The sequence below is a fragment of the Hypericibacter adhaerens genome, assembly GCF_008728835.1.
Taxonomy (GTDB): domain Bacteria; phylum Pseudomonadota; class Alphaproteobacteria; order Dongiales; family Dongiaceae; genus Hypericibacter; species Hypericibacter adhaerens.
The window spans coordinates 2798585-2819699 of record NZ_CP042582.1 but is presented as its reverse complement, the minus strand read 5'-3'; the positions used below and the strand labels follow the sequence as shown (position 1 = coordinate 2819699).

23 protein-coding genes are annotated in these 21115 nt (G+C 65.6%); 3 read left to right on the top strand and 20 right to left on the bottom strand.

The features are described from left to right. Positions 1–28 precede the first annotated feature (28 nt). From FRZ61_RS12295 to FRZ61_RS12285, 3 genes are all read right to left on the bottom strand, one after another. Entirely contained in the window at positions 29–988 is a 960-nt protein-coding gene (locus FRZ61_RS12295) for an IS110 family RNA-guided transposase (protein ID WP_151115166.1), read from the bottom strand. Positions 989–1224: 236 nt separating this feature from the next. Then, positions 1225–2337, bottom strand: a complete 1113-nt coding sequence (locus FRZ61_RS12290) for a hypothetical protein (protein ID WP_151117997.1) — start codon at positions 2335–2337, stop codon at positions 1225–1227. Between the two features lie 157 nt (positions 2338–2494). Further along, positions 2495–2788, bottom strand: a complete 294-nt coding sequence (locus FRZ61_RS12285; protein WP_151117996.1) for a GYD domain-containing protein — start codon at positions 2786–2788, stop codon at positions 2495–2497. A 275-nt stretch (positions 2789–3063) separates the two neighbouring features. Between FRZ61_RS12285 and FRZ61_RS12280 the strand changes: the two genes are divergently transcribed. After that, complete coding sequence (locus FRZ61_RS12280) at positions 3064–3462, top strand: COG4315 family predicted lipoprotein (protein WP_151117995.1); 399 nt, start codon at positions 3064–3066, stop codon at positions 3460–3462. A 99-nt stretch (positions 3463–3561) separates the two neighbouring features. Here the strand turns inward: FRZ61_RS12280 and FRZ61_RS12275 are convergent, their stop codons facing one another. From FRZ61_RS12275 to FRZ61_RS12230, 11 genes are all read right to left on the bottom strand, one after another. Further along, positions 3562–5145: a P-loop ATPase, Sll1717 family gene (locus FRZ61_RS12275; RefSeq protein ID WP_151117994.1), complete on the bottom strand. Its 1584-nt coding sequence runs from the start codon at positions 5143–5145 to the stop codon at positions 3562–3564. Between the two features lie 435 nt (positions 5146–5580). Next, positions 5581–6978, bottom strand: a complete 1398-nt coding sequence (locus FRZ61_RS12270) for an acyl-CoA dehydrogenase family protein (protein WP_151117993.1) — start codon at positions 6976–6978, stop codon at positions 5581–5583. A 456-nt stretch (positions 6979–7434) separates the two neighbouring features. Beyond that, positions 7435–7920 carry a flavin reductase family protein gene (locus tag FRZ61_RS12265; RefSeq protein ID WP_151117992.1) on the bottom strand — a complete coding sequence of 162 codons (486 nt, stop codon included), beginning with the start codon at positions 7918–7920 and terminating at the stop codon, positions 7435–7437. Between the two features lie 19 nt (positions 7921–7939). Next, entirely contained in the window at positions 7940–8101 is a 162-nt protein-coding gene (locus FRZ61_RS26415) for a hypothetical protein (RefSeq protein WP_191909424.1), read from the bottom strand. A 67-nt stretch (positions 8102–8168) separates the two neighbouring features. Beyond that, positions 8169–8474, bottom strand: coding sequence for a cold-shock protein (locus FRZ61_RS12260; RefSeq protein WP_191909423.1), 306 nt, complete (start codon positions 8472–8474; stop codon positions 8169–8171). 288 nt (positions 8475–8762) lie between these two features. Beyond that, positions 8763–9686, bottom strand: a complete 924-nt coding sequence (locus FRZ61_RS12255) for a fatty acid desaturase (protein ID WP_151117990.1) — start codon at positions 9684–9686, stop codon at positions 8763–8765. A gap of 285 nt (positions 9687–9971) precedes the next feature. After that, complete coding sequence (gene fghA / locus FRZ61_RS12250; protein ID WP_151117989.1) at positions 9972–10814, bottom strand: S-formylglutathione hydrolase; 843 nt, start codon at positions 10812–10814, stop codon at positions 9972–9974. Between the two features lie 2 nt (positions 10815–10816). Further along, entirely contained in the window at positions 10817–11773 is a 957-nt protein-coding gene (locus FRZ61_RS12245; RefSeq protein WP_151117988.1) for a 3-hydroxyacyl-CoA dehydrogenase NAD-binding domain-containing protein, read from the bottom strand. Between the two features lie 162 nt (positions 11774–11935). Further along, entirely contained in the window at positions 11936–12685 is a 750-nt protein-coding gene (locus FRZ61_RS12240) for an NYN domain-containing protein (RefSeq protein ID WP_151117987.1), read from the bottom strand. 74 nt (positions 12686–12759) lie between these two features. Next, complete coding sequence (locus FRZ61_RS12235; protein ID WP_151117986.1) at positions 12760–13437, bottom strand: hypothetical protein; 678 nt, start codon at positions 13435–13437, stop codon at positions 12760–12762. A 127-nt stretch (positions 13438–13564) separates the two neighbouring features. Then, positions 13565–14227, bottom strand: a complete 663-nt coding sequence (locus tag FRZ61_RS12230) for a hypothetical protein (protein WP_151117985.1) — start codon at positions 14225–14227, stop codon at positions 13565–13567. A gap of 183 nt (positions 14228–14410) precedes the next feature. Here FRZ61_RS12230 and FRZ61_RS12225 point away from each other — a divergent pair, with 183 nt between their 5' ends. Then, positions 14411–14809, top strand: coding sequence for a hypothetical protein (locus FRZ61_RS12225; RefSeq protein ID WP_151117984.1), 399 nt, complete (start codon positions 14411–14413; stop codon positions 14807–14809). Between the two features lie 396 nt (positions 14810–15205). Beyond that, positions 15206–16099, top strand: a complete 894-nt coding sequence (locus tag FRZ61_RS12220; RefSeq protein WP_225309226.1) for a DMT family transporter — start codon at positions 15206–15208, stop codon at positions 16097–16099. A 61-nt stretch (positions 16100–16160) separates the two neighbouring features. Here the strand turns inward: FRZ61_RS12220 and FRZ61_RS12215 are convergent, their stop codons facing one another. The 6 genes from FRZ61_RS12215 to FRZ61_RS12190 all read right to left on the bottom strand — a co-directional run bounded on the left by FRZ61_RS12215 (position 16161) and on the right by FRZ61_RS12190 (position 21048). Next, positions 16161–16538: a glyoxalase superfamily protein gene (locus tag FRZ61_RS12215; RefSeq protein WP_151117982.1), complete on the bottom strand. Its 378-nt coding sequence runs from the start codon at positions 16536–16538 to the stop codon at positions 16161–16163. 161 nt (positions 16539–16699) lie between these two features. Beyond that, the gene (locus FRZ61_RS12210) at positions 16700–17113 is read right to left on the bottom strand and encodes an iron-sulfur cluster assembly scaffold protein (protein ID WP_151117981.1); all 414 of its coding nucleotides are present in this window, start codon (positions 17111–17113) and stop codon (positions 16700–16702) included. Beyond that, positions 17110–18348: an aminotransferase class V-fold PLP-dependent enzyme gene (locus tag FRZ61_RS12205; RefSeq protein ID WP_151117980.1), complete on the bottom strand. Its 1239-nt coding sequence runs from the start codon at positions 18346–18348 to the stop codon at positions 17110–17112. Before FRZ61_RS12205 ends, FRZ61_RS12210 begins: the two co-directional genes overlap by 4 nt. Further along, positions 18345–19991 carry an NTP transferase domain-containing protein gene (locus FRZ61_RS12200; protein ID WP_151117979.1) on the bottom strand — a complete coding sequence of 549 codons (1647 nt, stop codon included), beginning with the start codon at positions 19989–19991 and terminating at the stop codon, positions 18345–18347. The genes FRZ61_RS12205 and FRZ61_RS12200 overlap by 4 nt, the downstream gene beginning before the upstream one ends. After that, positions 19988–20728, bottom strand: a complete 741-nt coding sequence (locus FRZ61_RS12195) for an XdhC family protein (protein ID WP_151117977.1) — start codon at positions 20726–20728, stop codon at positions 19988–19990. Before FRZ61_RS12195 ends, FRZ61_RS12200 begins: the two co-directional genes overlap by 4 nt. Then, on the bottom strand, positions 20725–21048 hold the full coding sequence (locus FRZ61_RS12190; RefSeq protein ID WP_151117975.1) for an XdhC family protein: 324 nt from the start codon (positions 21046–21048) through the stop codon (positions 20725–20727). The genes FRZ61_RS12195 and FRZ61_RS12190 overlap by 4 nt, the downstream gene beginning before the upstream one ends. Positions 21049–21115: the final 67 nt, after the last annotated feature.

Genomic DNA, 21115 nt, shown 5'->3' with positions numbered 1-21115 from the left:
TGCGGGAGCAACCATGATCGTGCGGGGATCATGGAGTGACGGCTTTATCCTGCCAGGGAGTAGCCCTGGCGAGGATAGCGTTGGCGATCTCAACTAGCTTCCTGGCGCAAGCGACGGTGGCGACCTTGTGGTGCTTGCCCTTTGCGATAAGGCGCTTGTAGAGGGCCAGGAGGATGGGGTTCCAGCGCTGAGAGGCAGAGAAGGCGGCCTGGTAGATGCTGCGTCGGAGCCGTTTTCTGCCGCCGGCGATATGGCGCTCACCGGTATGCTCGCCACTTTCATCGTCGAAGGGAGCGACACCAACCAGGGCGGCGGCCTCGGCACGGGTCATGCGGCCGAGCTCGGGCATGCGCAGGACGAAGCTGAGGGCGGTGAGCGGGCCCAGGCCGGGGATGCTCTCCAGCAGATCCAGCTTGAGAGCCAGGTCGGGGTGACGGCGGAGCTTGGCCAGCAGCCGGACGATTTCCCTGTCGCGGCGCCTGGACAGGCGGGTGATCTCAGTCTCGAGATAGCGTTTGTGCGCCGGCAGGCTGTAGCGATCGCGCCGGGTCTTCAGCCGGCTGATATCCTCGCCGATCTGCTCGATCAGGGTGAGATGCTCGGCCCACGGCGCCAAACGTTCATCGGGCGCCGGGCGGATGCTGTCGGGCTCCATGTCCGCCGTCGCCACCGCGATCAGGCGAGCATCGATCTTGTCGTTCTTGGCTCGCTTCTTCTTGAACCGCCGAAAGCCTTTCACCTGAGCCGGATCGAGCAGCACGACGCAAAACCCCACCCGGCGAAGATGCGCCGCCACCGCCGCCTCGTAATGGCCGCTCGCCTCCAACCCGACCCGCTCGACCCCATGCTCGCGCAGCCAGCTCTCGATCTGCTGGTATCCCGCCGGATCGTTGCTGGCCTGCAGCCGGTCCGGCCCAGCGGCCAACGCCACATCGAGCTTGCGCTTCGACACGTCGATACCCGCCGTTTCCGTGATAGACTTGCTCATCTTCGTCGACCCCACCTTGCGTTGATCCGAACCAGGGTGTTCTTGCAACCATCCGGGTCCGATGAAGGGTCGGCTGCGATCCCGCTCCCGCGCAGTCCAGAAGACTTCGAGGGTGTCGATCCGACAACCGACAGTCCGGGCCGGGGTGGCCACCCCGGCCCGGACCACGCTCCATGCTCTCACATCTCGCTCATACAAGGGGGTTGGGGGAGGGGGCTCAAGCGAGATTTCGGTCACTACTGGCCCGGCACGCCCTTGAGCGTCTGCAGCGCCGCCGTCAGCAGCGCGTCGCTGTGCGGGACCACGCTGTCGGTCTCGGTCTTCTGGAGCCCTTTGACCGCGACCGCGAGCTTGACGAGGCGGCCCGGATCGGGTGCCAGGATGATGTAGTCGGCCACATAGGCATTGGCCGAGTTGGCGCGCCGGCAGATGGTGTGGAGGCGCCGCGCGGGAAAGCCGGCCTTGGCGGTCAGGTCCTCGATGCGGGAGTCGAACAGGCCCGGACAGCCGGCCGCGTCGTTGAAGAGGGTGAGCGTGCCGGCCATGCCGACCAGGAGCGGCATCGGCGCATGGCCGCCCGGCAGCTCATAGGCGACCAGCCCGCCGCCGGTGCGCTCGGAATCGGTCCAGAACAGCGGGAAGCCCGGCGCCAGCTTGGCGCGTTCGGCCGGGTCCAGCCTCTTGGCCTGGGCGAGGCCGGCCTGGCCCAGGAGCTTGTCGGCCAGCGCGGCCAGAGCCGCCGGGTCCATCGGATGGAACTGCGCCGTGCTGGTGGGGCCGTGCGGCGTGGCCTGGGTGGTGATGCCGTCCTGGGGCACCGGCAGGCCGGCGCCGAAGGGATCGCCCACCGCCTGGCTGCCATAATTGGCGAAGCCCATCTCGCGCATGGTGCAGGCGAGGAGCCGCTGCAGCCCGCGATTGACCTGGCTCAGCGGGTAAACCATCGACTGGCCCCGGGCGGGGTTGATCGTGATCCGCGTGCCCTCCCGCAGCCGCTGATAGATCGGCCCGGGATTGTCGAAGGTCATGCCGGCGGTGTTGGCGTCGTAATTGGTGAGGAGGGCCGGCAGCGGCGGATATTCGCCGACGACGATCTCCGCCGATTCCGCCTCGCCCCTCGTGAGCGCCGCATGCTTGTCGGTGACGCTCATGACGAAGCTGCCGTCCTTCGCGTTGGAGAAGGTGACGAACTCGCCGGTCATGAACTCGGTGGTCATGGAGCAGCGCACGAAGCTGCCGCTCTCGTCATAGCGGGCGTCGCCTTTCCAGTTGCCGACGGTGAAGGCGTCGAGCGCATGGGCGGCGGGACTGACGAGCAGGAGCAGGGCGGCGATCGGGAAGGCACGCATCGGGGGAACGACTCCGGGCCAGGGCGGCACGGCGCCGCTTGTAGCACAGGGCGCGCGGGAGGGGCGGTGGCGAATTGGGGAAGGGAAGCGGACACGAAGGCCGCAGGAAGGCCGGCGCCTGCGGTCGCCGGCCCTCGCGGTTCTCGACCCGGCAGGCCTAGCCGACCGTCGCGATGATCGAGCGGTAAGAATCCTCGGAGAAGGCCTTGAGGGTGGTGGTGCGGACATTGCCCGCCATGCCCAGCTGAAGGGCGAACTTGGCGGCGGCATCGTCGCCCGGCAGGTCGAGGATCACGATCATGTCGTAGCTGCCGGTGGTCATATAGAACTTCTTCATCTCGCCGCCGAGCTTCTTGGCGAGCGCCTTGGCGGCGTCGAGGCGCTTGGGCGATTCCTTGACGTTCTTGATGCCCTGTTCGGTCCAGTTGGTGAGCAGGATGTATTTCGCCATGTCGGGCCTCCCTTGGATGGCGTGACGGCAAACCCCGTTCCCTGACAGCCCGCACCCGACAGGGGCAGTCTATCAGCGGGCCCTTGCCGGCGTGTTTCACAATTGCGGAAGAGACGAAGGCGGCGACGCCGATCCGGCAGGCTCCTTGTCACAAAACGGTGAGGCCGTGGGGTCAGAGGTCACATCGCCGTGACCCAGACTCTTCTTGCGATGAGCGTGGCCTATCGTCGTCCCCGTGCGGGCTCGTTCGTCAACAAGGCCCGCGAGGAGGAACGATGCGCAAAACCATGATGCTGGCGACCGCCGCTGCCTTGACCCTGGCTATCGGCCTGACTGTGGCCGCCAATGCCGAGGACTATGGTCCCTTCAAGGTCATGGAGACCCCGGCCGGCAAGGTGCTGACCGACGCCAAGGGCATGACCCTCTACACCTACGACAAGGACGCGGCCGGCATGTCGAATTGCAGCGGCGAGTGCGCCGAATACTGGCCGCCCGCGATGGCGATGGCGAGCGACAAGCCGGTCGGCGATCTCACCATCATCAAGCGCGCCGACGGCACGATGCAGTGGGCCGACGGCGGCAAGCCGCTCTACACCTTCAAGAACGACAAGAAGCCCGGCGACGTGACGGGCGACAACATGAAGAACGTCTGGCACGTGGTGAAGGAGGAGTAGGCGAACGCTACCGTGGGATTTCGGACAGTAAAGCAGAAGGGCCGGCTCCATCGGGGCCGGCCCTTATCACTTCGCTATCTGAAATACTGTTGCTGAGCCTCAAATGAGCGGCTGATTTCCGACCTTCAGTGCGCGTGTAAGTCCCGGATGGGTATGGTAAGTGACGCCTCCGGGTATTGTTGGGTTGAGAGTCACTGGTGTTCGATCCCGAAAGCACCAATGAACGAATGTGTCATTCAGGTCGGTTTTTTCAACGTAGCCAATTACGTTCAATGAAAATAGAAACTGGAGGAAAATCTCTGGTCCTTCTGTTAGGGCTGGCAGAGTAATGATCTTATTCCCAATTGCAGCTCGGTATCGATTGTAAGCATTCTCGAAAGTCGGCCAATCGAATTTCCCTTTTCCTCGTAAAAACTTGAAAAACCCTGTTAGCTCATCGAAATCTGCGCCCGAATAGTAAAAACTTAGATGGTCTTTAACTTCGCCTAAAAGGTAATCCGAGTATTGTTGTTGACAATTTTCAAAGCTTCTCTGAGTAAAATGCCGATTTTCATTCTCGTGGTGCGTCACATAATCTTGCATAAAGAGCAAATATGAAACTATATCTCTAGGTCGATAAAACGAACACCGCAGAAAGCCGATGAATGGATCATCAATCATTTCACCTTGGGAGAAATTCATCAAATTATACGGGAAATAATACTTCCAAGCGGCTCCCAGCCCCATCGTCCCGCTATCGGGCTGCTGTTTGCCGAGAATACCGTCCACTAAATGGAATATTCGTGAGCTGCGAAAATCCCTATACGTAGTTCGCCAATCCAGCACAATTCCGTTATCGCGTACCTTGGCATTTGTGTTCTGATACCCAAGCCGGCTCAAGATGTCTGGGCGCAGCAGTAGTACCAGCTTAATGTGTCCAGGCGTGTCTTTGATGTTTGCGAAAAAATCGGTATTCAAGGACCATGCCGCTTGGGCAAGCCCACGAATGCATTCAAGGTATCTCTCTAGGCTGATTCCCGGTGGGCGGATGTCGATTCCATCTATGAAGACAATGTGATTGCGCGATAGTTTTAAGGATCGAATGCTGTCTTCGATCTGGCGTTGAATGAAAAGTAAGTTTGTCTGAAATCCTTCACCCGAGATTTTTTCAGTTTCTTTCGATTTCCCGCCTAGCTTTGCATGCTTAGTCATAAGTGAAGCCGCGATTTCAGAGTGCTCAACAAGCTCCAGAGCATTCACTACTTCGGGAGCGAATGCGGAGCGGTAGTACTCGTCTATTGCTCCCTTTAGATTCTTGAATTTCACATATTGTAGAACGTTGGGCCCCTCTCGCTCGACCAAGTGATGCGCCGACAGAAGTAATAGGATTACTTTCCATGTGTCGACGTAGTCAGATACCCGCAAATGGCCATTTTCTTTTAGATAAACGAACTTTGTGTAGTCAGTTTCTGTCAGGTTTCTGATGCTCGATAAGGTGTTTCGATATTCGGTGTTGGTGAGCAGCACTGCATATGCAGTTTTCCCCGTGCCTTTCTCGCCGATTAGAAAATACTTCTTATCTTCCAGTACGGTCTCCAAAAACGAATCACGTAAGAAAACGCGAGCCAGGAACTCTTTGTCCTGCCGACGCTTGTAGTTGATCGCATCGATAGACCCGAGGTTTAGCTTTGGTACTGGTAGCACTCTCAATCCCCCATTGTTGACGTCATATCGGAGACAACTCGGTCGGGAGTGTATTTTGCATCTTGCCAGAAGGGAGATGTTCGATCTGCGGGCAACGCATTTTGTCGGGAGTGACTCTAATGGGGCGTGCTTAAGGCTAGCGGCGTTATGATTGCTCTACGTTTCGTAGTGTCAGAGCCATCGTTCTCAAGTTTGTCGAGGGGCGGTGCGGCAGTATAGGTGCCGGATCGCTTTGCGGGTGGACGTCCCTAATGGATGTTAGAAAAGTCTGCAGCGAAACTAGGTGTTCGCAAAGGTTGTGTTTATTTTACCCAATGAACAATAATTGGTCACTATGAATGATAACGGTTGGGATGCTCGGTTACGAATGAAACAGCAAAGGCCTGCCCCAAGAGGGCAGGCCTTTGTCGTTTCGCGTAGCGACTGGAGAGCGTTCTACTCCGCCGCCTTCCCCTGCGCCTCCGCCATCAGCTTCTCCGCGAGCTTGCGCTTGCCGGCGGCGTCGAGCTTCTTGAGCTCGTTGTTGAGGACGCGCTCGTTGATGGCCTGGTTCCAGTAGTCGAGGCTCTCGAAACCCAGCAGCGCCGACTTGCCGACGAACTGGCGCAGGACCTCGTTGGTCGGGCCCATCACCCAGCCGGCCTTGCCGTCGCGCAGGTAGCGCTCGATGCCGAGGCCGGGCTTGTAGCCGGTGCCGCCGCAGGCATGGAGCATCTTGTCGGTGACATGGGCCACGTTCTTGGCGGCCGAGAACTTCACCTGCCACATCCAGTGCAGCGTCTTGGCGCGCGGCAGGACCGACAGATCCTTGTGGATCGACCAGTCGCAATTGTTGGTCGCGACGTCCATCGCCTTGGCCATCTGGAAGACCATGGCGCGCGAGGTGTTGGTGTCGATGATCGCCTCGCCCACATAGTCCTGGATGGTCGGGTAGTCGGCGACCCGCATGCCCACATCCACATGCTTCTTCATCGTGGTGTGGCGCTTGGCGATGTCGATCATGCCGAGCGAGATCCCGTTCCAGCAGGCCGAGGAGCAGAGCAGGAAGAAGGGATCGACGCATTCGTCGTTGGAGGCGGCCCCGTCGCCCTTCGGCCCCACCATGCGGTCGGGCGTGAGGTCGACATCGACCTCGAGCGTGCCGGACTGGTTGCCGCGCAGGCCCAGCCCGTCCCACTTGGAGGGCTCGGCCTTGGCCTCGTTGCCCATGATCAGCCAGCAGGTGAGATCGCCGTAATTGCCGTTAAACTCGGGGCTGGTGGTCTGGATGATGTACCAGTCGGCGAAGCCGCCCGAGGTGGTCCAGGAGGCCTTCTTGCGTACATGCCAGCCCTTGGCGGTCTTCTCGGCGCCCGAGGAGACCGGATACCAGAAATGCGAGCCGGTCTCGGGGTCGGAATAGGAGAGGGTGCCGATCAGCACGTCCTTGTCGAGGCGGCTGAGGATGTCGCGCAGCGTCGGGTTGTTGTGATGGCGGAAGAGGGCCGCCGCGACCGCGCCCAGATGCATCGTGTAGCACATGGCGGTCGAGGCGCAGCCATAGCGGGCGATGGTCTCGACGGCCATGGCGGCGGCGGTGTGGTTCTCGCCCATGCCGCCCAGCTCCTTGGGCACCAGGAGGCCCAGCAGGCCCAGCTTCGAGATCGCCTCGAAATTCTTGCGCGGGAAGATCAGCTTCTTGTCGGATTCGACGGCGTTGTCGCGCAGCGTGGTGCGGGCGAGGTCGATGATCTTCGCCTGCAGCTCCTTCTGCTTGTCGGTCAGGAGCCATTGCGGGTCGTACTCGTAACCCAGACCCCAGAAATCCTCGTCGCCCCATTTCTTTTGGCTCATGGCCCGTGCTCTCCCGTTGCTGATCCCAGACGAGCCGATCGGCCTGCCGCGACATCCCCTTCCCGGCGCTGGCGTCGGCTTCTTTTCTTGCGGTCGAGCCTACACGAAAGGCGAAAACGCTGCCAAGGCGCTGCCATGCCAATTTCACGGCGCGCATGACCAATCCGATACCAATAACGACAACGGGCCACCGGCCCTAACTCATCGGCGGCGTGCGACGAACTCCCGTTCGCGTCGGGAAGCGCGGTTGCACCAATCGCGGCACCGTCCGCGCGATTGGTCTGCCAATGGCATGGTGCCGGGAGGGATCAGCGCTTCTTTCGTCATTCCCGCGAAAGCGGGGATCCATCCTGATCCAGCGCAAAGGCTTTGAGCTGGACCCCCGCTTTCGCGGGGGTGACGTCAGAGGATCGAGAGTAGGCGATCAGCATCTGGCGCGTCCGGCCGTGCCGCCGCTCAGTGGATGTCGCCGATCTTCATGTATTTGCCGCGGAAATAGAGCAGGGGGCGGCCTTCCGGGGCGGCGCGCATCTTCAGCACGTTGCCGAGGAACACGATATGGTCGCCGCCGTCATGGGTCGCGTGCAGGCGGCAGTCGAAGGAGGCGAGCGTGCCGTCGAGGATGGGCGAGCCCGTGTCCCAGATCTCGAACTTCACCCCGTCCCATTTGGGATGGCCGGCGCGCGCGAAGGCGGCCGAGAGGTCCTTCTGGTCCTCGCACAGCACGTTGATCGCGAAGACGCCGCTCTCCTGGAACTGGGCGAGGCTGAAGGCGCGGCGGTCGAGGCTGAACACGACCAGCGGCGGGTCCAGCGACACCGAGTTGAAGGAGTTGGCGGTGATGCCGATCGGCTCGCCCTTGGGGGTCACGGTGGTGATGATGGTGACGCCGGTGGCGAACCATCCGAGCGCGTTGCGGAACTCGCGGCCGTCGAGGGTCATTGCTCTGTCGTGGTATCCGTCATTGAATGGATAGGTTGGTCTGGAGGATGGCGGTCGGGATGAGCATCTTGACCGCAGCGACAGGAAAATTCCACTGCGCAACATCATCCTTTCGAGGGCCGGCGCTCGATCCCGCCGCCTCCGTCACCGCCCGTTCCGCGTCCTCATCCTCGATCCGCAAGACGCGCTCGCGGTCGCCCGCCCTTCACATCCTCGCCGTCGTGGCCTCGGTCGTCATCCCGACCGGATCAATGATCCGACATGCGTGGTGGCATCGAGGGCCGCCGTGGCGGCCTTGCCGTCGCCGTGCTGGTGTCGAGGCTGATGATCCGCAGGACTTGAATCCCCTTGCGGCCCTGGCCCACCTCGCAATGGATCGACGATCCTTCCGGCGCGTCCTGCAACCCGGCATCTTTCAACGCCGAGATGTGAAGGAACACGTCAGACGAACCATCCGCCGGCGTCACGAAGCCATAGCCCTTGTCCGCACGGAACCACTTGATCTTCCCCCGGACTTCGCGGACGTCTCCGCCGTCTCCCTGATAATCGCTCATTGGCACCGCTCTATTTCCGTCCCATGTGCCAGAGGAATTTCGGTAAGCCGGCGTGCCTCGGCTCTGGCCAGCCATGGGCACACCCTTTGGCGGCGAGAAAGGCCAAGCGACCTTCCGCACAGCCCGCCTAGATTGGAGGGCGGGGGGCCGAATTGCAAGCGGGCCTGTCGCTCCCGCAACTGCGAAGCCGCCGGTGAAGCGGACTTTAATCGCCGATGAAGCGGAATTTATTCGTGTGGTGGACCGAGGTCCTATCGCGCCGAAAAAGGGCCGCAATGGCCGCAATTTTCAGGCAGCGACGGGCGGGGGCGCCTGGTCGGGCGAGGAGAGGATATTCCTGACCACCGCGGCATAACCGTCGCCGCGGCAACGCAGGCCCTGCGCCGCCAGCCGATGGAGCGCGGGCAGCGCATGGAAGGGAACCGCGGGCCAGCCGTGATGCTCGGCATGGTAGGGCATGTTCCAGGCCAGGAAGCGCACCAGGGCGTTGGTGCGGGTGGTGCGCGAGTTGGCCAGCATGTCGGGCCCGAAGGCGCAGCCGGTATGCTCGGCCATCAGATAGGCGCGCAAGGCGGGCTGGCCCAGCAGCAGCGGCGCCACGCCATAGAGCAGGAGAGCCTCGCTGCGAAAGGCCACCGAGCCGACCGCGAGCGCCAGATAGACGGTCCAGAGGATGCGCGCCTCCGCCACCACGCGGGGCTTCGAGCGCGCTGGGATGAAGGCTTCGTCCGCGCGGCCCAGCGCCTGGCGCAGCGTGACCTTGAGCTCCGCGATCCAGTAGGGCAGGCCCGACAGATACCAGAGCCAGCCCGGCAGGGTACGCGGCTTGGGCGAGGCCAGCTCCGGATCGCGCGCGGGATCCTGCGTGTGCCGGTGATGGGCGAAGTGGAAGCAGCGGAAATATTCGGGCGGCAGCATCAGCACCGCGCCGCAGAGCCAGGCGACCGCCTCGTTGAGCCAGCGCTGCCGGAAGGCCGTGCGGTGGATGGTCTCGTGCAATGGCGCGAACAGGAACACGAGCGCGACGCCCTCGGCCCAGAGCGCCGGGATCTGCCAGAGCGAGCCGCGGAGCGAGATCGCGAGCGCGAGGAGGGCGAGGATGAGCGCCAGATGCAGCCCAAGGTGAAGCAGTCCCGGCCCATCGCTGCGCCGCGACAGCGATCGCAGCGCCTCGCGGCTGATCAGCTGGCTGCTATAGACCTCGTCGTCCATGAAGCTTCATCGCCAAAGTTTCCTGCGCCCCTTCCGCAACCAGGAAATATGCACGTATCCAAGACCGGGCTTGCTCACTCGTTCGTCATCCCCGCGAAAGCGGGGATCCATCGTGATCCAGGCCGCCAAGCTTTGAAATGGATCCCCGCTTTCGCGGGGATGACGGCAAGGGGCAACAGCTCGAATACAGCCGAAAATACCATGCCTGTAGAGTCAGATGTGCGGATGCCCTCGCCTTCCGCGAGAGGAGAAGTTGATCATTCGTGGCTGCCTTTGCGTAACCTCTCACCCCACCAACGCGGCCGCGTGGTGGCGGAGATGGTCCTCGATGAAGCTCTCGATGAAATAATAGCCGTGATCGTAGCCTTCGTGCCGGCGCAGCATCAGGGGCTGGCCGGCGGCCTTGCAGGCGGCCTCGAAGAGCTCGGGCTTGAGCTGCACCTCGAGGAATTTGTCGGCGAGACCCTGGTCGATCAGGATCGGGCGACCGTAGGCGCGCCGGCGCACCAGGGCATTGGCGTCCCATTCGGCCCACGCCGCGCGATCGGGCCCGAGATAGTTGGTGAAAGCCTTGATGCCCCAGGGCACCTGCGACGGGCTCGAGATCGGGGCGAAGGCCGAGAGCGAGCGGAAGCGGTGGGGGTGGCGCAGGCCCAGCACCAGGGCCCCATGGCCGCCCATCGAATGGCCGAAGATGCCGAAGCGCTTCGGATCGGCAGGGAAATGCTTCGCCACCAGCTCGGGCAGCTCGCGCGAGACATAATCGTGCATGCGGTAATGGGCCGACCAGGGCGCCTGGGTCGCGTCGAGATAGAAGCCGGCGCCCAGCCCGAAATCCCAGTCCGCATCGTCGCCCGGCAGGCGCGGCTCGCGCGGGCTGGTGTCGGGCGCCACCAGGATGAGGCCGAGCTCGGAAGCGAGCCGCTGGGCGCCCGCCTTGATCATGAAGGTCTCTTCGGTGCAGGTCAGGCCCGCCAGGTAGAACAGCGTCGGCACATGGCCGCGCGCGGCTTGCGGCGGGCGGTAGACCGAGAAGCGCATCGGCCCGGCGCAGGCGCTCGAGGCATGGCGATAGAAGCCCTGGACGCCGCCGAAGCAGCGATGCTCGCTGATGGTCTCGATCGTCATCCTCAGCCTTTCTTCTTCGCGACCTGCTCCAGGGCGCCCTGGATCGCCACCAGGCACTGGTCGCGCCAGGCGGCGAGCTCGGGATAGCTCTTGCCGCCGGTCTCGGCCTTGGTGCCCTCGATGAAGGTCTTCATCAGCTCGGGCGTGAGCTTCGGATTGCCGAGATCGGCCCAGTTCTTCTCGATGTCGGGGCCGAAATGATCGAAGCTGTAGGCGAGCCCGCCGGGGCCGCCCGCCATGTGGTAGGTGAAGGCCGGTCCCATGAAGGCCCAGCGCAGGCCGGGGCCGTAGGCCACGCCGATATCGGCATCCTCGACGCTGACGATGCCCTCGGCGACGCAATGCACCATCTCGCGGAAGATCGCTTCCTGCACGCGGTTGACGTAGTGGCCGACGATCTCCTTCTTGAGCAGGATCGCCTTCTTGCCGATCCCGTCATAGAAGGCCATCGACCAGTCGACCGCGGCGGGATCCGTCTTGCGGCCGCCGACGACCTCGACCAGCGGGATCAGGTGCGGCGGGTTGAAGGGATGGCCGACCACGACCCGCTCGGCATGCTTGCACTTGGCCTGGAGATCGCTCGGCGGGTAGCTCGAGGTCGAGGAGGCGATGACGCGGTCGGGCGGCAGCACGGCATCGACCGCGGCCAGCACGTTCTGCTTGAGGTCGAGCCGCTCGAACACGTTCTCCTGCACGAAGTCCGAACCGCGCGCGGCCTCGGCCGGATCGGCATGGAAGGTCAGGCGGCCGGGATCGGCGTTCGCGACCATGCCGAGCGGCTTCAGGAGCGGCCAGGCCTCCTTCACGAAATTGCGCAGGAACGCCTCGCGCTTCGGATCGGCGTCGCTGGCGCGCACGGTGAAGCCGCGCGACAGGTACCAGGCGGTCCAGCCGGCACCGATCAGGCCGGTGCCGAGGACGGCGATGGTTTTCACTTGCGATTGATCGATCAGCTTCATGAGAGTTCCTTTGCGGGCCTGGCCGATGGCAGGCTTGTCGCAGGACAGACGGGAGCGTCCTGGCAGCGCTGCGGTGAAAGAAAGCGCGCCAGTCTTTCAGAGCGGCTGCAGATAGGCAATCATGCAAAGCGGCGGAAAAAACCGCGGCAAAATTCGCCGTTTCTAGGGACCGGCGTGGCGCTTGGGCTTCACGCGCACCACGATATCCTGGCGCCCGCCCTTCGGGCCGCGCCGCTGAAGCTCGAAATCGTCACTCGCTTCGAGCAGCGCCGTGAGCGTCTTCTGGCCATAGCTGCGGGTGTCGAAGTCGGGCAACCGGCTGCCGAGAATCCGGCCCACGCGCCCGAGATGGGCCCATCCGGATTCGTCGCTGGCGGAATCCACGGTGTCCTGCAGGGCCGCGAGGATCTCCGGCGGCAGCGCGGCTTTCTTCGGCCCCGGGGCGGTGTCCTTCCTGGGGGATGTCTTCGCGGCGCTCTTGAGGTTCTCGGTATAGATGAACTTGTCGCAGGCTTCGACGAAGGAAGACGGCGTTTTCTTTTCGCCGATCCCATAGACGGTCAACCCCTCTTCGCGGATGCGGCTGGCCAGGCCGGTGAAATCGCTGTCGCTGGAGACGAGGCAGAAGCCGTCGAAGCGCTTCGAATGCACCAGGTCCATGGCATCGATGACCAGGGCGATGTCGCTCGCATTCTTCCGCACGGTGTTGTTGAACTGCTGGACCGGCTTGATCGAGTGCTTCAGCAGAGCCGCCTTCCAAGGGTTGAGATGCGAACTGGTGAAGTCGCCATAGGCGCGCTTCACGCTGGCCACGCCATACTTGGCGATCTCGGCGAAGAGCTCGTTCAAGAGTGCGGCCTGCGCGTTCTCGGCATCGATGAGCACGGCCAGGCGGGGCGGTTGGTCGGACACGGATGAGAGCTCCCTGGGCTGTTCGCCGGTCGATCGTATCAGATCGCCGGCGCGATTGCCCTGCGAAGCGCTTTCTACGGCACGGCAGCCCCCGACTGGATCGCGGTCGGCGTGTTCGCGGCGACCGTCGGCGCGCTGTCGCCCGGTTCCCAGCCGGCGAGCCAGGTCTGCAGCGGCAGGATGACCGCGGGCGCGCCATTGTCGTAGAACCAGGAATCGACGGCATAGCGCTGGCCGGTCGCGAGGTCGCGCACCACGGCGGTGTTGTGCGCCAGGATCACGCCGCCCCGGTGGGCCGGCGCCTCCACGCCGACGAAGCGCAGCAGGCCGTCATCGGCGAACATATGGAGATAGGTGGAGCTGTTCACCGCCTCGTCGACGCAGTCGAGCTGGGTCGATTGATCGGCGACGGCGAGATTGCGGCCGACATCCTTTCCCGTGCCGGCCTGCGGCGCCACCAGCCGCTCCATCAGGCCGACGGCGGAGGAGATCCGGCGCAGCTCGTCGAGCGCCGTTGCGGGCGCCGGCTGGAACTGGGCACGTACCCGCGCCCAGTCGCCGGCCGTCAGCGTGACGGGGGTCTCGATATGGCAGTTGCTGCCATGGCAGACCCGGAAGGCGGCGGGGGTCGGCGCATGCTCGACCAGGCCGCCGACGCGATGCTCCTCGAGGCTGCTGCAGCCGAAGAGAAGCAGGAAAATGAGCAGGAAGAGGGGGAGTGCAAGCGGGGGAACAGGTGAGCGGTGTGCCATGCGGTATGCCGAGCGGTGTGCCGATCTGAAGGCCGGTTCTGTCTGCCGGCGGCGGTCGCCGATAAGTCAAAGGTGGGCCGCGCCGGCCCGAGGACAAGGTGGCGGCGGGACGGCGACGGCCGGGCGGCTAGTTCGAGGCGGCGATGCCGTTCTGCATCGCCCAGAGGCGATGGGTGAGATCGTCCCAGACCGGCTCGCGCGGATCCCAGCCGGCGCGCCAGTCGGCCAGGGTGAGGACGGCCGCGGGAACGCCGTTCGGGTAGAAATAGGATTCGACCGCGTATTCGATGCCGGTCGCGCGGTCGCGCATGGTCGCGGTGTTGTGGGAATCGATGAACCCGCCGCGGTGGACCGGCAGGCCGACATCGTGGAAGCGCAGCAGGCCGTTGGCCGCGAGCAGCCGCAGATAGTCGGTGGTGTTGACGGCCTCGTCCACGCAATCGAGCTGGGTGTCCTGGTCGCGCGCCCGCGCATTGGCGCCGGCATCGCTGGCCGTGCCCGCCTGCGGCGCCACCAGCCGCTCGAGCAGGCCGATGGTCTGGCCCACCCGCATGCGCTCGATCTCCGCGTTCGCGGACGGCGGCTGGAACTGCGCCAGCACCTGGTTCCAGGCGGCGTCGTCGAGGACGGCGATGGTCTCCACCTTGCAACTGCCGCCATGGCAGACCTGCAGCGCCGCGCGCGTCGGCTGACGCTGGAGCATGTAGGCGACATGGCTCTCCGCCATCTCGGCACAGCCCCACAGGCCCAGGCCGAGCAGGCCGGCCCCGATGATCAGGTGGCGGTTCATGGGAATGACGCTCGCGGAAGGAAATCCCTGCCGGTGCCAGCCAAGCCCCACTCGGGTCCCCGAATCCCCAATCTCGAATCCCGAGCCCCGGCTCCGAGCCTGCGCCGCCGGGCCCGCCTTGGCAAGGGCGCGGGCGGCGCTGCGGGATTGCCAGAGGCGGGAACCGGTCCCACACTCGGGCGCATGATCAGCCGGAATCGCCTGCTTCTCCTCTTGCTGGCCGCGGTGCTGGCCGGCGCGACCTTCGCCCGGGCCGAGGCCGGCTCCTCGGAACGGGATCAGCAATATGCCGCCTGGCGCGACACCTATTACGGCGCCAACGTCATCGAATATTGCGGCCTGGTCAGCGAGGAGGTGAAGGACGGGTTCCGCCGCAAGGTCCGCTTCCTGCGCGCCTGGAGCGAGCTGCCGCCGGCGATCGAGTGGCGCATCCGCGTCTGGGCCGCGGTGCGCGCCGACTACCAGTATCTGGATCACAGCCTCGGCGGCCATCGTATCTGGTGCGAAAGCGACGGCCTCACCGCGGTCCGCAGCTTCCTCGCCTTCCGCGAGCGGGAGCTGGCGAAGGAAGCGGGGGAGTAGCAGGGATTCAACCCTCGCCTCGGCTTGGGAAAGGAAAAGCTGCGCATTTCCGAAGACCAGATGCGCGGGAAAGGCATGGCCTTGTCTCCCAGCCCCGTGTTATCGCTTTGCCCCATGACCCGATCCGTTCTCCTCGGCCGAATTTGGCAGCTTTCGCTTCTTACCGCCGCGCGCGGCCGGAACGGCGTTTGATCGTCTGACGTCTTCATCCGGTCTCGCGAAAGCTCGCGGGGGCCGGATCCTCTCCCTCCTTCCTTCGCGATCGTTCCCGGGACCTCAGCTCCGCCCGAAGCCATGAATGATCGCGTGACCTCCTCCGCCATCCCGAGCCCGGGTTCTGCTTCTGCGGAACCCGCATCCGTTTCGGCGCCGTCTTCGCGCGCCCCGGCCGGCAAGGTGCCGTGGGTCGGCTACGGCCTTGCCTGCAGCGGCGCCACGCTCTTCGCCACCAAGGCGATCATCGTGAAGCTCGCCTATGCGGACGGGGTGGATGCCGAGACGCTGCTGGCGGTGCGGATGATCCTGTCCCTGCCGGTCTATCTGGCGATCGGCCTCCATGCGCTGCTACCCTCGCAGCGCGGGCCCTTCGACCGTCTCAGCGGCACGCTGGCTTTCCGCGCCGCCATGGTCGGCGCCATCGGCTACTGGCTGTCGAGCGTCCTCGACTTCAAGGGGCTCGAGCTGATCTCGGCGCAGCTCGAGCGGCTGATCCTCTTCACCTATCCCTTCTTCGTGATGCTGTTCGGCGCGGCCTTCTTCCGCCAGCCGATCAAGCTCAAGTCGCTCGCCGCTTTCACGGTCAGCTATGGCGGGCTGCTGCTGCTGTTCCTGCGGGACCTGTCGGTGCAGGGCGAGGATGCGGCGCTAGGCGCGGGCTTCGTGCTGGCGGCCGGTGTCTCCTTCGCGCTCTATCAGCTTCTCGCCAAGACCGTCATCGTGCAGATGGGGCCGCGTCTCTTCACCTGCGTGGCGATGAGCGCCGCCTCGGTCGTGGTGATCGCCCAGTTCCTGCTGACCCACCCCGTCGGCCAGCTCGCCTTGACCCCCCATCTCTGGATGCTGGGCGTGGCGCTGGCGATCGGCGGCACGATCATGCCCTCCTTCTTCATGAACGCGGCCCTGCACCGGATCTCGGCCCAGGCCAATTCCATGATCGGCACCTTGAGCCCGATCATCACGATCCTGCTGGCGGTGGCGATCCTGGCCGAGCCGCTGTCCGGGCTCGACGTCGTGGCGGCGCTGCTGGTGATCGTGGGCGTGTTCTTCGCGACGATGGCGGACCGGCGCTGACCCGCTTCACGCGCGAAGCGGGTCAGCCGGCGCCGCGATATCGACCTGTCGCCCCCGGCGGTCAGAGCGGCTGGCCGACATCGATACGGTTGCCGTCGGGGTCCTCGAAGACGAAGGCCCTCAGGCCATAATCCTTGTTCTGCAGCTTCTTGATGATGCGCAAGCCTTGGCGCTGGCAGATCGCGTGAAGCGCATCGACGTCATGGACCATCATATGGGCGACGTTGAAGGGCGCGGGCTTGTGGCCGGGCTGAAGCGTGAGATGCAGCTCGGCCTGGTCCCGCTTCAGGATCACGAAGCCGACGGGATTGCCGTTCTCGAAGGTTTTGGTGAAGCCCAGCACGCCGACATAGAAGTCCTGGGCTTTCCGGATGTCCCGGACGGGAAGCATGGCCGCAATCCGTCCGAACCGAATGCCGTGATCGGAATTCGCGCTCATCGCATGACCTCGGTGAGGGAGGACGCGGATGGCGATACGGACGGTGCCGGAACGCTCCTGTCTCCCGGTGGGATCGATGGGACGGTGCCCACGGGAGCGCTCTTTCTAGCAGCCTCGAGCCGGCGGGAGAACCGCTTCGGCGAAACCTGGTTCGCGCCCGGCTATGACGAGAGAGCCTGAGCCAGCGCGCGAAACGGGAGCAGCACGCAATCTTGCCGGCTCTTGACCGTCCGCACGGGCGAGAATTCCTCGATCGCGGGCCAGCCGGCGGGCGCCGGGCCGTTCTTTTGCAGGAATTGGCGGACGGTGTCGGCGAGCGGGAGCAGGGCGGCAGGGACGTTGCCCGGGGCCTTCTCCACGATCAGGGCCGCGGCGGCCTCGCAGAGCAGGCAGCCGCGGGTGCGGTGGCCGGCCGCGAGCACCTTGCCGTCGGCCAGCTTGAGATCGATCGTGACCCGGTCGCCGCAGAGCGGGTTGTCGAGCGTGGCGGTCTTGTCGGGCTGATCGAGGCGGCCTTTCGCGCGGCCGGCCTGTGCCCGGTCGACCAGCTTCTCGTGATAGAGCTCCTCGCTCATGCGAAGCGCTTGCGCGCATCCTCGAGGCCGGCCAGCAGGGCGTCGATATCCGCATCGTTGTTGTAAGGGGCGAGGCTGGCGCGGCTGGTGCCGGCGATGCCGAAGCGCTTGGCCAAAGGCTGGGCGCAGTGATGGCCGCCGCGCAGGGCCACGCCCTTGCGGTCGAGCCATTGGCAGAGATCGTGCGGATGAACGCCGTCGAGCGTGAAGGACACCACGCCGAGCCGCCCTTGCAGACCCGTGGGCCCGATGACGCGCGCGCCCTTGATGGCGCCGAGCCCGTCGAGGATCCGGCCGGTGAGGCGCGCCTCGTGCTGGGCGATGCCGGCCCAGTCGAGCGCCTGGGCCCAGCGCACCGCGGCGCCCAGCCCCACGGCCTGAGCGATCGGCGGGGTGCCGGCCTCGAAGCGGCGCGGGATGTCGGCGAAGCTGGTGCCGGTTTCGAGATCGACCTGGGCGATCATGCCGCCGCCGCCCATGAAAGGCGGCATTTTCGAGAGCAGCTCGCGCCGACCCCACAGCACGCCGACGCCGTTGGGCGCATAGAGCTTGTGGCCGGAGAGGGCGTAGAAGTCGATGCCGAGCGCCGGCAGGTCCAGCGGCCCGTGCGGCGCGCGCTGCGCGCCGTCGATCAGCACCCGGGCGCCGACGCTTTTCGCCGCCGCCACGATCGGGCCGATATCCGTGATGGCGCCGGTGACGTTCGAGCAATGGGTGAGGGCGAGGAGCTTGGTTCTCTTGCTTACCAGCGAGGGCAGGCGGTCCAGATCGAGCCGGCCCTCCTCGGTGACCGGCAGGACCTTCAAGGCGACGCCGCGCCGGGTGGCCAGAAGCTGCCAGGGCACGAGATTGCTGTGATGCTCGAGCTCGCTGACCAGCACCTCGTCGCCGGGTCCGAGCGTCTCGCCGAAGCTGTAGGCGACGAGATTGATCGAGGCGGTGGTGCCGCCGGTGAAGACGATCTCGTCCGCGTCGGTCACGCCGAGATAGCCCGCCACGGCGCTGCGCGCATCCTCGTAAGCCGCGGTCGCGGCCTCGGCCAGCCGGTGGACCCCGCGCGCGACATTGGCGCGCGACATGGTTTCGTGCCTTCGCACCGCGGTCAGCACGGCCGCCGGCAGCTGCGCCGTGGCCGCGTTGTCGAGATAATGGAGCGGCAGGCCGCCGGGCGGCTCCGTCAGGATCGGAAACTGCGACCGGCAGCTTTCGGGATCGAACGGCTTGGGCGCTCTCATGCGGTGGCGTCTCCGCCGCTCTGGCTTTCGCCGCGGCGCAGGGCGTCGAGCGCCTGGGGCGTGTCGACGTCGGTCAGGACCGCATCGTCCGGCATGGCGACCTCGGCGACGAGCTCGGCATTCTCGGCGATCAGATGACGCGCGCCGACATCGCCCTTGAGATGCGCCATGGGCTCGAAGAAGCGCTTGCCCCAGAGGACCGGATTGCCGCGCTTGCCGTTGAAGGTAGGCACGCAGATGGCGCGGCCCTCGACGGGATTGAAGGCCGAGATCAGCCGGCCGAGCTGGGCGGGTGCCACGCGCGGCATATCGCCCAGCAGCACCAGCACGCCGTCGATGGCGCTGTCCTTGAGGGCCGCGAGGCCGGTGGCGAGCGAGCTGGCGATGCCGCTGGCATAGTCGGGATTGTGCAGGATCTCGAGCTTGCGCGGGCCCAGTGCCTGGCGCACGCGCTCGGCCTCGTGCCCGGTCACGACGACCACGCGCTCGAGGCGGGCGGCGAGCGCCGCGTCGGCGGCATGGGCCACCAGCGGCTTGCCGTCGAGCTCGGCCATCAGCTTGTTGGCGGCGCCCATGCGGCTCGAGCGGCCGGCCGCGAGGATGATGGCCGCGACCTTGGGCGCGCGCGGCGCCAGGCTCTCGCTGCCCGCGCGCGGCTGCGGGCGGGTTGGGATCTCCTTGAGCAGCCCGCCCGTGCCCATCGCCATGATGTCCTGGCGGGTGACGGGCAAGTCAGCCATGAGGCGCTGCAGCACCCAGTCGAAGCCGTTGAGCTTGGGCGAGCGCACGCAGCCGGGCAGGCCCAGCACCGGCCTGGCGCCGACATGCGCCAGCAGCATCAGGTTGCCCGGATCGACCGGCATGCCGAAATGATCGACGGTGCCGCCCGCGCGGCCGATCGCCGCCGGCAGCACGTCGCGCCGGTCGGTGATGGCAGAGGCGCCAGCGATCAGCACCATCTCGGCCCCGCCTTTGAGCGCCGCCTCGATCTCGGCGGTGAGTGCGCGCTCGTCATGGGCGCAGCGCCGGTCCTGGGCCGGGCCGCTGCCGAGACCCGCCAGCCGTTCGTTCATGATCGCGATCGTCTTGTCGATCACGCTTTCCTTGAGGCCCGGCAGCCGGGTCTGGATCAGCGTCACGGCGTGCGGCCTGAGGGCCGCGACCTGCAGGATCGGGTCGCCCGCGAGCGTCCAGAGGCAGCGCTCGATCACCTCGCCCGGCACGGCGAAGGGAATGATCTTGACCGTCGCCACCATGTCGCCCGGCGCCACCACGTCGAAGGCCGGCAGCGTCGCCAGGGTCACCGCCTCGTCGACGGCGTTGAGCCGGTCGAGCCGTGCCCGGTCGACGACCAGCAGGCCATGCGTCCTGGCGATCAGGTTGGAGCGGCCGGTGAAAGGGGCCGCGACCTCGAGGTTCTCGCCGCAGATGGCGGCCGCGACGCGCTGGGCCGCCTCGTCCTCCGTCACGTCGCCGGGCTCGAAGCGGACCACGGTGACGCGCTCGATGCCGGCGGCGCGGAGGGTCTTGAGATCCTCGGGCGAGAGCTTGCGGCCCTTGCGGAAGGCCGTCTTGCCCAGCTTGAGGCTGTGAACCAGCAACGCGCCTTCGGCCTCGCCCAGCGGCAGGCTGCCGAAGATCATGCCGCATGCTCCGCGGACGCCGCTTCGCCGGCCGCGGGGCCCTTGGCGCCGGCGCGGCGCACCTGCGTGATCTGGCCCAGGATCGCCACCGCGATCTCGGCCGGCGAAAGCGCGTTGATCGAGAGCCCGACCGGCCCGTGGATGCGCGCCAGATCGGCATCGGCGAAGCCGGCGCGCTTCAGCCGGTTGAGACGGGCGCCATGGGTCTTCCGGCTGCCGAGCGCGCCGATATAGAAGGCGGGCGAATTGAGCGCCACGGTCAAGGCCGGGTCGTCGAGCTTGGGATCGTGGGTCAAGGTCACGATGGCGGTGCGCACATCCGGCGCCAGGCGCTCCAGCGCCTCGTCGGGCCAGTCCGAGGTCAGGATGACATCGGGAAAGCGCGCGTCGGTGGCGAAGGAGCGGCGCGGATCGACCACGGTCACGGCATAACCCGCCAGCCCCGCCATCGGCGCCAGGGCCTGCGCGATATGGACGGCACCGACGATGACGAGGCGCGGCGCCGGCATCGAGGCCTGCAGGAAGAGACGACGGCCCGGAACCTCCAGGAGCCCGCTGCGATCGGCCATGAGCCAGGTTCGGGCCTGCGCCTCGGCGGCGGGATCCAGCGCCAGGTCGCCCACCGCCTCGTCCGGATGCAGCAGCAATTGCCGGCCGCTCTCGAGGTCGGTGATGAGCCCGACGGCGCGATGCTGGGCGCGATCGGCGGCGAGGCGGCGAAGCAGGGCCTCTTTCATTCCACGGCCTCGACATAGACCTGCAGCTTGCCGCCGCAGGCAAGCCCGACATCCCAGGCCTGCTCGTTGGTGATGCCGAAATCGAGCAGCCGCGGCTTGGCGCCGGCCATGATCTCCTGCGCCTCCTTCACCACGGCGCCCTCGATGCAGCCGCCCGAAACGGAGCCGATCATGTTGCCGGTCTCGTCGACGGCGAGCTGGCTGCCGACGGGGCGGGGCGAGGAGCCCCAGGTCGCGATGACGGTGGCCAGCGCCACCTTGCGGCCTTCGCTTCGCCAGGCCAGCGCCTGGTCGATGACATCCTGTTCGCTGCGATCCATGCTCGATTGCCTCTCTCGTATCGAGCCTGCGGCACTCCCTCCCTGGCCCTCGCCCTCAAAGGGGGAG

Bases quoted from the DNA above. Each gene is read 5' to 3' on its own strand.
- FRZ61_RS12235 (WP_151117986.1), bottom strand. From the start codon at position 13,437: ATGGCACACCGCTCACCTGTTCCCCCGCTTGCACTCCCCCTCTTCCTG.
- FRZ61_RS12290 (WP_151117997.1), bottom strand. From the start codon at position 2,337: ATGCGTGCCTTCCCGATCGCCGCCCTGCTCCTGCTCGTCAGTCCCGCC.
- FRZ61_RS12280 (WP_151117995.1), top strand. From the start codon at position 3,064: ATGCGCAAAACCATGATGCTGGCGACCGCCGCTGCCTTGACCCTGGCT.
- FRZ61_RS12215 (WP_151117982.1), bottom strand. From the start codon at position 16,538: ATGAGCGCGAATTCCGATCACGGCATTCGGTTCGGACGGATTGCGGCC.
- fghA (WP_151117989.1), bottom strand. From the start codon at position 10,814: ATGACGATCGAGACCATCAGCGAGCATCGCTGCTTCGGCGGCGTCCAG.
- FRZ61_RS12190 (WP_151117975.1), bottom strand. From the start codon at position 21,048: ATGGATCGCAGCGAACAGGATGTCATCGACCAGGCGCTGGCCTGGCGA.
- FRZ61_RS12230 (WP_151117985.1), bottom strand. From the start codon at position 14,227: ATGAACCGCCACCTGATCATCGGGGCCGGCCTGCTCGGCCTGGGCCTG.
- FRZ61_RS12265 (WP_151117992.1), bottom strand. From the start codon at position 7,920: ATGACCCTCGACGGCCGCGAGTTCCGCAACGCGCTCGGATGGTTCGCC.
- FRZ61_RS12200 (WP_151117979.1), bottom strand. From the start codon at position 19,991: ATGATCTTCGGCAGCCTGCCGCTGGGCGAGGCCGAAGGCGCGTTGCTG.
- FRZ61_RS12270 (WP_151117993.1), bottom strand. From the start codon at position 6,978: ATGAGCCAAAAGAAATGGGGCGACGAGGATTTCTGGGGTCTGGGTTAC.
- FRZ61_RS12210 (WP_151117981.1), bottom strand. From the start codon at position 17,113: ATGAGCGAGGAGCTCTATCACGAGAAGCTGGTCGACCGGGCACAGGCC.
- FRZ61_RS12195 (WP_151117977.1), bottom strand. From the start codon at position 20,728: ATGAAAGAGGCCCTGCTTCGCCGCCTCGCCGCCGATCGCGCCCAGCAT.
- FRZ61_RS12205 (WP_151117980.1), bottom strand. From the start codon at position 18,348: ATGAGAGCGCCCAAGCCGTTCGATCCCGAAAGCTGCCGGTCGCAGTTT.
- FRZ61_RS12245 (WP_151117988.1), bottom strand. From the start codon at position 11,773: ATGAAGCTGATCGATCAATCGCAAGTGAAAACCATCGCCGTCCTCGGC.
- FRZ61_RS12225 (WP_151117984.1), top strand. From the start codon at position 14,411: ATGATCAGCCGGAATCGCCTGCTTCTCCTCTTGCTGGCCGCGGTGCTG.
- FRZ61_RS12260 (WP_191909423.1), bottom strand. From the start codon at position 8,474: ATGAGCGATTATCAGGGAGACGGCGGAGACGTCCGCGAAGTCCGGGGG.
- FRZ61_RS12255 (WP_151117990.1), bottom strand. From the start codon at position 9,686: ATGGACGACGAGGTCTATAGCAGCCAGCTGATCAGCCGCGAGGCGCTG.
- FRZ61_RS12285 (WP_151117996.1), bottom strand. From the start codon at position 2,788: ATGGCGAAATACATCCTGCTCACCAACTGGACCGAACAGGGCATCAAG.
- FRZ61_RS12295 (WP_151115166.1), bottom strand. From the start codon at position 988: ATGAGCAAGTCTATCACGGAAACGGCGGGTATCGACGTGTCGAAGCGC.